General features: G+C 66.1%; 13 protein-coding genes. 10 read left to right on the plus strand and 3 right to left on the minus strand.

The genetic code is table 11. From position 1 onward, the window contains the following. Window positions 1-15 precede the first annotated feature (15 nt). The 3 genes from galE (at window position 16) to QQW98_RS07040 (ending at window position 1,962) form a co-directional block, all read left to right on the plus strand. Complete coding sequence (galE, locus tag QQW98_RS07030; RefSeq protein WP_290134284.1) at window positions 16-1,047, plus strand: UDP-glucose 4-epimerase GalE; 1,032 nt, start codon at window positions 16-18, stop codon at window positions 1,045-1,047. An 86-nt stretch (window positions 1,048-1,133) separates the two neighbouring features. Further along, window positions 1,134-1,259, plus strand: coding sequence for a type B 50S ribosomal protein L36 (gene ykgO, locus QQW98_RS07035; RefSeq protein ID WP_007165381.1), 126 nt, complete (start codon window positions 1,134-1,136; stop codon window positions 1,257-1,259). Window positions 1,260-1,347: 88 nt separating this feature from the next. Continuing rightward, window positions 1,348-1,962 (plus strand): HAD family hydrolase, encoded by a 615-nt coding sequence (locus tag QQW98_RS07040; RefSeq protein WP_290134285.1) that lies wholly within the window; start codon window positions 1,348-1,350, stop codon window positions 1,960-1,962. 85 nt (window positions 1,963-2,047) lie between these two features. Here the strand turns inward: QQW98_RS07040 and QQW98_RS07045 are convergent, their stop codons facing one another. Next, on the minus strand, window positions 2,048-2,383 hold the full coding sequence (locus QQW98_RS07045; RefSeq protein WP_290134286.1) for a CC_3452 family protein: 336 nt from the start codon (window positions 2,381-2,383) through the stop codon (window positions 2,048-2,050). A gap of 187 nt (window positions 2,384-2,570) precedes the next feature. Here QQW98_RS07045 and QQW98_RS07050 point away from each other — a divergent pair, with 187 nt between their 5' ends. Together QQW98_RS07050 and QQW98_RS07055 are read left to right on the plus strand one after the other, a co-directional pair. Further along, the gene (locus QQW98_RS07050; protein WP_290134287.1) at window positions 2,571-3,074 is read left to right on the plus strand and encodes a winged helix-turn-helix transcriptional regulator; all 504 of its coding nucleotides are present in this window, start codon (window positions 2,571-2,573) and stop codon (window positions 3,072-3,074) included. Beyond that, on the plus strand, window positions 3,049-3,390 hold the full coding sequence (locus QQW98_RS07055; protein ID WP_290134288.1) for a hypothetical protein: 342 nt from the start codon (window positions 3,049-3,051) through the stop codon (window positions 3,388-3,390). The genes QQW98_RS07050 and QQW98_RS07055 overlap by 26 nt, the downstream gene beginning before the upstream one ends. A 12-nt stretch (window positions 3,391-3,402) precedes the next feature. Here QQW98_RS07055 and QQW98_RS07060 read toward each other — a convergent pair whose 3' ends face one another. Together QQW98_RS07060 and QQW98_RS07065 are read right to left on the minus strand one after the other, a co-directional pair. Then, window positions 3,403-3,891 (minus strand): MgtC/SapB family protein, encoded by a 489-nt coding sequence (locus tag QQW98_RS07060; protein WP_290134289.1) that lies wholly within the window; start codon window positions 3,889-3,891, stop codon window positions 3,403-3,405. Window positions 3,892-3,922: 31 nt separating this feature from the next. Further along, the gene (locus QQW98_RS07065) at window positions 3,923-5,431 is read right to left on the minus strand and encodes a YifB family Mg chelatase-like AAA ATPase (protein ID WP_290134290.1); all 1,509 of its coding nucleotides are present in this window, start codon (window positions 5,429-5,431) and stop codon (window positions 3,923-3,925) included. Window positions 5,432-5,553: 122 nt separating this feature from the next. On the opposite strand from QQW98_RS07065, the gene QQW98_RS07070 reads away from it, so the two are divergent. The 5 genes from QQW98_RS07070 to yidC all read left to right on the plus strand — a co-directional run bounded on the left by QQW98_RS07070 (window position 5,554) and on the right by yidC (window position 9,116). Continuing rightward, entirely contained in the window at window positions 5,554-6,285 is a 732-nt protein-coding gene (locus QQW98_RS07070; RefSeq protein WP_290134291.1) for an alpha/beta hydrolase, read from the plus strand. A 132-nt stretch (window positions 6,286-6,417) separates the two neighbouring features. Then, entirely contained in the window at window positions 6,418-6,552 is a 135-nt protein-coding gene (gene rpmH / locus QQW98_RS07075) for a 50S ribosomal protein L34 (protein ID WP_108788882.1), read from the plus strand. 136 nt (window positions 6,553-6,688) lie between these two features. Next, window positions 6,689-7,075 (plus strand): ribonuclease P protein component, encoded by a 387-nt coding sequence (gene rnpA, locus QQW98_RS07080; protein ID WP_290134292.1) that lies wholly within the window; start codon window positions 6,689-6,691, stop codon window positions 7,073-7,075. Beyond that, window positions 7,072-7,281, plus strand: a complete 210-nt coding sequence (gene yidD, locus QQW98_RS07085) for a membrane protein insertion efficiency factor YidD (RefSeq protein ID WP_290134293.1) — start codon at window positions 7,072-7,074, stop codon at window positions 7,279-7,281. The genes rnpA and yidD overlap by 4 nt, the downstream gene beginning before the upstream one ends. 62 nt (window positions 7,282-7,343) lie before the next feature. Beyond that, window positions 7,344-9,116, plus strand: coding sequence for a membrane protein insertase YidC (yidC, locus tag QQW98_RS07090; RefSeq protein ID WP_290134294.1), 1,773 nt, complete (start codon window positions 7,344-7,346; stop codon window positions 9,114-9,116). Window positions 9,117-9,118: the final 2 nt, after the last annotated feature.

The following is a 9,118-nucleotide window of genomic DNA, read 5'->3' on the forward strand; positions in this document are numbered from 1 at the left end:
GAGCAGGATAGGCAGATGAGTTCGAAAACACCCGTTCTGGTTACCGGCGGGGCCGGGTACATCGGCAGCCACGCGGTGCTGGCGCTGAACGATGCCGGCTGGCCGGTCGCGGTGATCGACAACCTTGCCACCGGCTTTCGCTTCGCCGTGCCGGACGATGTGCCGTTCTACGAAGGCGATATCGGCGACGGCGCGCTGCTGAAGCGTATCTTTGCAGAACAGGGGATGGGCGGCGGTCAGGGGGAAGGCAGGGGTGCGATCATGCATTTCGCCGGCTCCGTCGTGGTGCCGGAATCGGTCGCCGATCCGCTCAAGTATTATCGCAACAACACTGCGCGCACGCGCGACCTGCTGGAAAGCGCAGTTTCTGCCGGCGTGCCGCACATGATCTTCAGCTCCACCGCCGCGACCTATGGCATCCCGGAGGAAACGCCCGTGGCGGAGGATGCACCGCAGCGCCCGATCAACCCCTACGGCATGTCCAAGCTGATGAGCGAGGCGATGCTGGCGGATACCGCCGCCGCGCACGATTTCTCGTTTTGCGCGCTGCGCTATTTCAACGTGGCGGGCGCCGATCCGCAGGGGCGGACGGGTCAGTCTACGGCGGGCGCGACGCACCTGATCAAGGTGGCGGTGGAGGCTGCGCTCGGCCAGCGCGACGGGGTCGACGTGTTCGGGACCGATTACGACACGCCCGACGGGACGGGGGTGCGCGACTACATCCATGTCAGCGATCTTGCCGCCGCCCATGTCCATGCGCTGGAGGCTTTGCTGGCGCAGCCCGGCCGCTCGCTGACGATGAATTGCGGGTATGGGCGCGGGTTTTCCGTGCTGGAGGTTCTCGACGCCGTGGACCGCGTGACCAATTCCAGGACCGAGCGGCGGATGCAGCCGCGCCGGGCCGGGGATCCGCCCGCGCTCACCGCCGATAATGCGCGCATCCTGGCAACGCTGCCGTGGCGTCCGCAGCACGACGACCTCGAAACCATCGTCGCCCATGCGCTGCAGTGGGAACGCAAACTCGCCGATATTCGCTCTTCCGGTTGACTTATCCGCGACCGGACCTTAGCAGCCCGCCTTGAATTTGACGCGCCGGACCCCATTTCTGGCGCGTAACTTTTTGGAAAAAGACCATGAAAATCCGCAATAGCCTCAAGTCGCTCAAGAACCGCCACCGCGATTGCCGCGTGATTCGTCGTCGCGGGCGGACCTATGTGATCAACAAGACCAACCGCCGCTTCAAGGCCCGCCAGGGCTGACCGACGCCCGCCGCGCGTTCGTCGCGGCGATGGTTGAACGAAGAGCCTCCGCGCGTGCGGGGGCTTTTTGTGTTTGGAGAGAGTGCATATGAGCCAGCCAAACACGGTGGTCTTCGATGTCGGGCGGGTGCTGTATCGCTGGCAGCTTTCGGGCCTGCTCGAAAAGGTGGTGGACGATCCCGTGCGCCTCGCCTTCGCGCTGGAGCATGTCGTCACCGAGGAATGGCATTTCCGCGCCGACCAGGGCGAGCGGCTGGCCGACATGGTGCCGCAGCGTATCGCCGAATTCCCCGAATACGAGGACGCGCTCCACGCCTACGCGACGCGCTTCAACGAAACCATTCCGGGCCCGGTGGAAGGCTCGCACGAGCTGGTCGAGCGGCTGGACGCGGCGGGCGTCCCCTTGTTCGCGCTGACCAATTTCGGCGAGGAATTCTGGGCCGACTTCCGCCCGACCGCCCCGATCTTCGACCGCTTCCGGGACATCATCGTTTCGGGCACCGAACGGGTCGCGAAACCCGAGGAAGCGATCTACCGCATCGTCGAGCAGCGCAGCGGCCGCGCGCCTGCGGACATCTTCTTCATCGACGACAATGCCGCGAACATCGCCGCTGCCGAGGCGCGGGGCTGGACCGGCCACCTGTTCGCCGATGCGGACACTCTGGAAGCGGACCTCGTCGCGCGCGGATTCCTGTCCGCATAGAAAAAGCCCCTCGCCGGCGATCTGCCAGCGAGGGGCCACGAGGTCGCCGCGCGAGAGAGGGAGGCGCGGCGGAGATGGAAGCGGCTCAGCCGTTGCAGCGCGCCAGGTCGGCGGCATCCAGCGCTTCGTCTTTCGCGGAGAACGCGGTCACTTCGCCGAATTCGCGGGCGAACCGCTCGCAATCGATCACCGCGCGCGAGCGACCCTGCGTGCCGATGCACTTGGTCCCTTCGCAGCGCCACATTACGCCGCGGACGATTTCGGTGCGGCCTTCGGAAACCGGCTGTGCCAGCTCGGCGCGGTAGAACACCTCCGGGGCCTTGGCTTCGGCGGGCGTGGTCACGATGCCGAAGCTGGCGGCAGTATATAGCGCGGCGATGGCCAGGCCGGCGGTGGGGCGAAAAATCTTCGATGCAGTCATGGTCAGCTCCCTGAAAGAGGGTTTTGGAGAGGGCGCCAACCGGTCCTCCGGCCGATTCTGCGTCGACCGCAATTTCCAGTTGCGAACCGCTACCTATTTCAATAGATTTTAAGTTGCAACCTAAAACTGGAATAATTGTGCAGCCCGGCGCTTTGCGCGCTATATCGCGGCCCGGGAAAGGAATTTTATGGGCGAGTTGAGAGAACCCCTGGGCGAGCTTGCGGCGTGCGGCCTGCCCGGTGCACTGGAAGTGATGGGCGAACGCTGGAGCTTCATGATCCTGCGCGCCAGCTTCAACGGCGTGCATCATTTCGAGGAATTTCTCGACGAACTGGGCATCGCCCGCAACATCCTCTCGAGTCGCCTGACGAAGCTGGTCGAGCATGGCATTCTCGCGCGCACGCCGTGCCCGGACGACCGACGCAAGATCGAATACCGTCTGACCGAGAAGGGCTTCGACCTGCTGCCCGCCATGCTCGCGCTGCGCCAGTGGGGCATGAAATACGGCGCGGAGTTCAGCGAGAACCCGGTGCTGGTGGACAAGCGCGACCGCCTGCCCATCGGCCCCGTTATCATCACCGCGCATGACGGGCGCGAACTCACGCACGAAGACCTGTGGTTGCAGGATTGCGATTGCATCGGCATCGTGCCCGAAGACGGGGGCGATGACGTCGCCGAGGCGGCCGAATAGATTGGCCGGACAGTCAGACGGCGGCCCGGAGCGAACGCCGGACGGTCGCTATATCATCGTAAGGGGCCGCCTGTGGCGCGCCGCCAATCCGAACCTGCCGGAAGAAGAGCGCCAGCGCCTCGTCGACACGCTGATGGACGCCCGCCGCGCCGTGAAGGCCGCCAAGGCTTCGGGCGACGATGCGGTGCTGAAGGCTGCCCGGGTCGATGTCCATGCAGCGAAGGTAGCGTTGGGCGAACGCGGCCCCGTTTGGTGGACCGACTCCGCGCCGGACTACAACCGCAAGATGGTGGAGAATACGCCTTACGCGAAGTGACCGGTGCCGAAGCTAACCGCTACCATCGCCCTCGTCCGGGCCGTGTTGGGCATCCCACTTGGCAGTAAAAGGACCGCTCGACACCAGCACGATCAGGACGACCAGCGCCATGAGGATCGCGAGCCATATCTCGCCCATTCCGCAAGCGAGGCCGATGGCTCCCGCGCTCCAGATCGATGCTGCCGAACCGGCGCCTTGGACGAAATTACCCTGCCGGAACATGGCACCTGCGCCTAGGAAGCCGATCCCGGTGATGACACCTTCGATGACCCGGGTCGGGTCGATCTGCGTGTTCGAATCCGTCGACGCCGACAGCAGCTCGACTGCCGACATGAGCAGGCCTGCCGCACTCACCGAGATGATGATGAAAGGGCGGAAGTCGATGGGCTTGTTCCGGAGGAAACGCTCCAATCCGATCAGGAACGGCAGGAAAGTCGCAGCCCCGATCCGGATAAGGGCGTCGGTCCAGGCCAGGGTGTTTGGTGTGAGATAGTCCGTCATAGGTCCCTAACCGCCGTATTCGGCGATGGTTTCAAGCCCTCGGCGGTTGCCTACGGTAGCTGAGCGCTTCGGCCACGTGGATGCGGCCGACCTGCTGCGCTCCGGCCAGATCGGCGATGGTGCGGGCGACCCTGAGCATGCGGGTATATCCGCGCGCAGATAGGCGCATCGCGTCGGCGGCCTGCAGCAGCAGCTTCTGGCCCGCCTCGTCGGGCGTGGCGTGGGCTTCCAGCGTGTCGCCGTCCATCTCCGCATTGGTGCGCGCACCAATGCCTTCGAGACGCGCGGTCTGCACGGCGCGCGCGGCGGCGACGCGGGCTGCAACTTCGGCGCTTCCTTCGGCAGGCGGCGGCAAGGAGAGGTCGGCGGCGCTGACCGGGTCGACTTCGACATGCAGGTCGATCCGGTCGAGCAGCGGGCCCGATACCTTGCTCTGGTAATCGGCGGCGCAGCGCGGTGCGCGGCTGCACGCCAGCGCTGGGTCACCGAGGTGGCCGCAGCGACACGGGTTCATCGCCGCGACCAGCTGCACGCGCGCCGGGAACGTCACATGCGCATTGGCCCGCGCCACGCTGACTTCGCCCGTTTCGAGCGGCTGGCGCAGGGAATCGAGGACGGCGCGCTGGAATTCGGGCAATTCGTCGAGGAACAAGACGCCCAGGTGCGCGAGGCTGACTTCGCCCGGCTTGACCTTCAGCCCGCCGCCGGTCAGCGCCGCCATGCTCGCCGAATGGTGCGGATCGCGGAACGGCCGCGCGCGGCTGATCCGGCCGCCTTCCAGCGTGCCTGCGACGCTGGCGATCATGCTGGTTTCCAGCGCCTCGCCCGGTGTGAGCGGGGGGAGGATACCCGGCAGGCAGCTTGCCAGCAGGCTCTTGCCCGAACCCGGCGGCCCCAGCATAAGCAGGTTGTGGCCGCCCGCCGCCGCGATCTCCAGCGCGCGCTTGGCGGTTTCCTGCCCCTTCACGCGCTTGAGGTCCGGCCCCGGCGCGGGTTCGTCGATTTCGCCCGGTTCGGGCTGCGCCAGCTGCGTTTCGCCCTTGAGGTGGTTGAGCAGGGCAAGCAGGTCCGGCGCGGCGAGGACCGGCACGTCGCTCGCCCATTTCGCCTCCGCCCCCTGCGCTGCCGGGCAGATCAGGCCCTTGTCCGCCTCGCTCGCATGGATCGCGGCGAGGAGGACGCCGGGCGAGGGCACCACCCGCGCATCGAGCGCGAGCTCGCCCACCACGACGTAATCTTCCAATTGTTCCGCATCGGTGACGCCCATCGCCGCCAGCAGGGCGAGCGCGATCGGCAGGTCGTAATGGCTGCCTTCCTTCGGCAAATCCGCCGGCGAGAGGTTGATGGTGATCCGCTTGGGCGGTAACGCGAGGCCCATCGCGGCAAGGGCGGCCTGCACGCGTTCGCGGCTTTCGCCGACGGCCTTGTCGGCAAGCCCGACGATATTGAAGCGCGGCAGTCCGGGCGCGAGCTGGCACTGCACCTCCACGCTGCGCGCATCGAGCCCGAGATAGGCGACCGTCCTGACGAGTGCGACCACGTACGAATTCCCCCTGTGGCCGAGAGGCTTAGCGGCCCGCGCCGCGATGTCGAGTGATTCACTCCAAAGTAACGCTTTCTGTTTGCGAGGCGGTAGCGCGCGGGGCTCCACACCGGCGTTCGATGAAGGAATTCGCCCGCATCTTCACCGTGCTCGCCACCGCACTGGTCCTGATCGCCGCGCCTGCCCGGGCCGACGAGCGGGAGACCGGGACGGTCATCGTCGAGGAATGGGTGGAAGTGCCGGCCACACGCTTCGTCACGCCAGAGAATTTGGGGGTAGACCTCGCCCCTGCGCCGATCGACACGTTCGGTCCCTTCCGCGTTATCGACGGCAAGCACGCAGCGCTGGTCGGCGTCACCGACGAGGCGAGCCCGGCGGCGTTCGGCGCGATGATGGCAGCCTATCCGGGATTGCAGGTGCTCCGGCTGGTCGAGGCGCCGGGCACTTACGATGACCGCGCGAACCTTGCACTGGGGCGGATGATCCGTGCAGCAGGGCTGGAAACCCACGTGCCGGCAGGCGGCTCGGTCCGGTCGGGCGCGGTCGAGCTGGTGTTCGCCGGAACCGCGTGGCGGATCGACGAAGGGGCGGAATTCGCCGTCCACGCGTGGCAGGACGACCTGGGGCAGGGCGCGTCCGATTATGCCGCCGACGCACCGGAGCATCACAAGTACCTCGCCTATTATGCCGAAATGGGCCTCGATCCGGCGCAGGCGCAGGCGTTCTACGCGATGACCAATGCCGCCCCGTTCGAAGCCCCGCGCTGGCTCGATGCGTCGGAAATGCGCGGCTGGCTCGGGCTGGAAGGGGAGGCCGACAACGCGCCGCAGATCGCCTATGCCGCGCTCTAAACGGCTTGACTCGCGCAAGGGCCTGCCCTAACCGCGCGGTCCATACAGGCGGCTGCCTTCGCGGGCGGCCCTTTTTATTGGTGCGCATCGGCCATGCCGGGGCACTTTCGAAGTTTTCGATCAGAGGCAATCATGAAGCGTACTTTCCAGCCCAGCAACCTCGTCCGCGCCCGTCGCCACGGTTTCTTCGCCCGCAAGAAAACCCCGGGTGGCCGCAAGGTCCTGCGCGCCCGCCGCAACCGCGGCCGCAAGAACCTCTGCGCCTGATTTCCCGCGCGCCCTGAGCGGCGCGCTTACCGGTGCCGGTATTTGGCGGGATGATTCCTTCCCGCATTTGGCACCACGGGCCGGTCGGCCCCTGCGGGCTCCCATCGGGGGGCCCGTTGTCGTATGAGGGGTAATCGTGCCCGACAGCCTCACCACAATTACCAAGCGCAGCGATTTTCTTGCCGCGAATTCGGGCATGCGGGTCGCGCGGCCAGGCTTCGTGCTGCTGGCGAAACCCAATGGCGAGCGCGGCAAGCGGCTGGGCATCACCGTCACCAAGAAGATCGGCAATGCGGTGGTGCGCAACCGGATGAAGCGCCGCTTCCGCGCCGTCGCCCGCGAGCTCCTGCCGGATAACGGCCTGGACGATCACGACCATATCCTCATCGGCCGCGACGGCGGGGTCGAGCGGGATTTCGACGCGCTGCGCTGTGAGCTCGTGGCCGCGCTTGAGCGGATGAAGGCGGGCCGTCCCGATCCGCCCCGCCGCCGCCGCACGAAACCGCGCAGCAGGCGCGCATGAAGCAGGTCTTCATCCTGATCGCGCGGTTCTGGCAGATCGGCCCCAGCCGCATCCTGCCGCCCAGCTGCCGCTATGCCCCCAGCTGCAGCGAATACGCCATCCAGGCCTTGCGCAAATATGGCGCGATCAAGGGTGGATGGCTGGCGCTTAAGCGTATAGGGCGCTGCCATCCCTGGGGGGGACAAGGCCACGACCCGGTGCCGTAAGGCACGCGGCAGCGACCGGCCCCGTACCCCGCACGCGATCGACCGAATTCGAAGGACCCGAAGTGGACAACCAGCGTAACCTGTTCTTGACCATCGCGCTATGCGCGGCCCTGCTGCTCGGCTGGGACCTGGTCATGCAGCGGCTCTATCCCCAGCCCGAAGTGACGGCGACAGAAGGCCGCGCCGACACGCCGGTGGAGCGGGCCGCGGCCAACACCGATACAGGGGATGTGGGCAGCACGCCGGTGGCCGCACCGGTCGACCTCAGCCAGGCGCTCGGCAGCGCGGGCCGGGTGCGGATCGATGCGCCGGAGGTCACGGGCTCGATCAACCCCGTTGGCGCGCGGATCGACGATATCTCGCTCAAGACCCACCGGCAGGAGGTCGAGAAGGACAGCGGCCCGGTGCGCCTGTTCGCGCCCGCCGGCACGCCTGCGCAGCAGTTCGCGCAGTTCGGCTGGGTAGGCGAAGGCGTTCGCGTGCCCGACGGGCAGACCGTGTGGACGGCGGAGGGCGGCACGCTTGCGCCCGGCAATCCGGTAACGCTGCGCTGGAACAACGGCCAGGGCCTGCTCTTCACCATCGCGCTCGCGATCGACGAGCATTACATGATCACGGCCGAACAAACGGTCGCCAACATATCGGGCGGCTCGATCGTGCTGCGGCCCTATGCCACCATCAATCGCGACAGCGCGAGCGCCAGCCAGGATCTCTGGCTGGTGCATTCCGGCCCCATCGGTGCCTTCGATGGCTCGGTCGAATTCGGCAACGATTACGACGACGTGGCCGAGGCTGGGCAGGTCAGGCCCGCAGGCCGCGCCGACTGGCTCGGCTTCACGGATGTCTACTGGCTTTCCGCGCTGGTGCCCGAAAGCGGAGCCCGCACCGAGGCGAGCTTCCGCGGTCTCGGCAACGGCATGTTCCGCTCCGACATGATCTACGACCCGGTAACTGTGGCCGACGGCCGGCAGGTCAGCCGCACCACCAAGCTGTTCGCCGGGGCCAAGGAAACCGAAGTCCTCGACATGTACGAGGCGGAGGGCATTCCCAATTTCGGACTCGCCATCGACTGGGGCTGGTTCCGCTGGTTCGAAAAGCCGATCTTCTGGGTGCTGCGCCAGCTGTTTTACCTGTTCGGCAACTTCGGCGTCGCGATCATTGCGCTGACCTTCATCATCCGCGGGCTGATGTTCCCGATCGCACAGAAGCAGTTCAAGAGCTTCGCCGCGATGCGTGCCATCCAGCCGAAGATGAAGGCGATCCAGGAACGCTACAAGGACGACAAGCAGAAGCAGCAGCAGGAAATCATGGAGCTGTACAAGCGGGAAAAGGTGAACCCGCTGGCCGGCTGCCTGCCGCTGATCATCCAGATGCCGATCTTCTTCGCACTGTATAAAGTGCTGATCCTGGCCATCGAGATGCGCCACCAGCCGTTTGCACTTTGGATCAAGGACTTGTCCGCGCGCGATCCGGCGAACCTGGCCAATCTGATGGAAGCTATCGGGGTCACCGTTCCGGGCTTCCTGATGTTCTTCTTCGGCATCGGCGTGCTGGCGCTGATCCTGGGCATCACCATGTATCTGCAGTTCAAGCTGAATCCGAGCCAGATGGACCCGGCGCAGCAGAAGATCTTCATGTTCATGCCATGGATCCTGATGTTCGTCATGGCACCCTTCGCGGCCGGCCTGCTGCTTTACTGGGCCACCTCGAACATCCTCACCATCGCGCAGCAGTGGTTCCTCTATTCGCGCCATCCGCAGTTGAAGGCCCAGGCCGACAAGGACAAGGCCGACGCGGAACGTGCCGCCGCGCGCGAAGCGAAGGGCAAGTCGTAAGG

Source organism: Alteriqipengyuania flavescens, from assembly GCF_030406725.1.
In the GTDB taxonomy this organism is placed as follows: domain Bacteria; phylum Pseudomonadota; class Alphaproteobacteria; order Sphingomonadales; family Sphingomonadaceae; genus Alteriqipengyuania_B; species Alteriqipengyuania_B flavescens.

What these genes read in the sequence shown, in the direction of transcription:
- galE (WP_290134284.1), top strand. Translation starts at nt 16, where the DNA reads ATGAGTTCGAAAACACCCGTTCTGGTTACCGGCGGGGCCGGGTACATC.
- ykgO (WP_007165381.1), top strand. Translation starts at nt 1,134, where the DNA reads ATGAAAATCCGCAATAGCCTCAAGTCGCTCAAGAACCGCCACCGCGAT.
- QQW98_RS07040 (WP_290134285.1), top strand. Translation starts at nt 1,348, where the DNA reads ATGAGCCAGCCAAACACGGTGGTCTTCGATGTCGGGCGGGTGCTGTAT.
- QQW98_RS07045 (WP_290134286.1), bottom strand. Translation starts at nt 2,383, where the DNA reads ATGACTGCATCGAAGATTTTTCGCCCCACCGCCGGCCTGGCCATCGCC.
- QQW98_RS07050 (WP_290134287.1), top strand. Translation starts at nt 2,571, where the DNA reads ATGGGCGAGTTGAGAGAACCCCTGGGCGAGCTTGCGGCGTGCGGCCTG.
- QQW98_RS07055 (WP_290134288.1), top strand. Translation starts at nt 3,049, where the DNA reads ATGACGTCGCCGAGGCGGCCGAATAGATTGGCCGGACAGTCAGACGGC.
- QQW98_RS07060 (WP_290134289.1), bottom strand. Translation starts at nt 3,891, where the DNA reads ATGACGGACTATCTCACACCAAACACCCTGGCCTGGACCGACGCCCTT.
- QQW98_RS07070 (WP_290134291.1), top strand. Translation starts at nt 5,554, where the DNA reads ATGAAGGAATTCGCCCGCATCTTCACCGTGCTCGCCACCGCACTGGTC.
- rpmH (WP_108788882.1), top strand. Translation starts at nt 6,418, where the DNA reads ATGAAGCGTACTTTCCAGCCCAGCAACCTCGTCCGCGCCCGTCGCCAC.
- yidD (WP_290134293.1), top strand. Translation starts at nt 7,072, where the DNA reads ATGAAGCAGGTCTTCATCCTGATCGCGCGGTTCTGGCAGATCGGCCCC.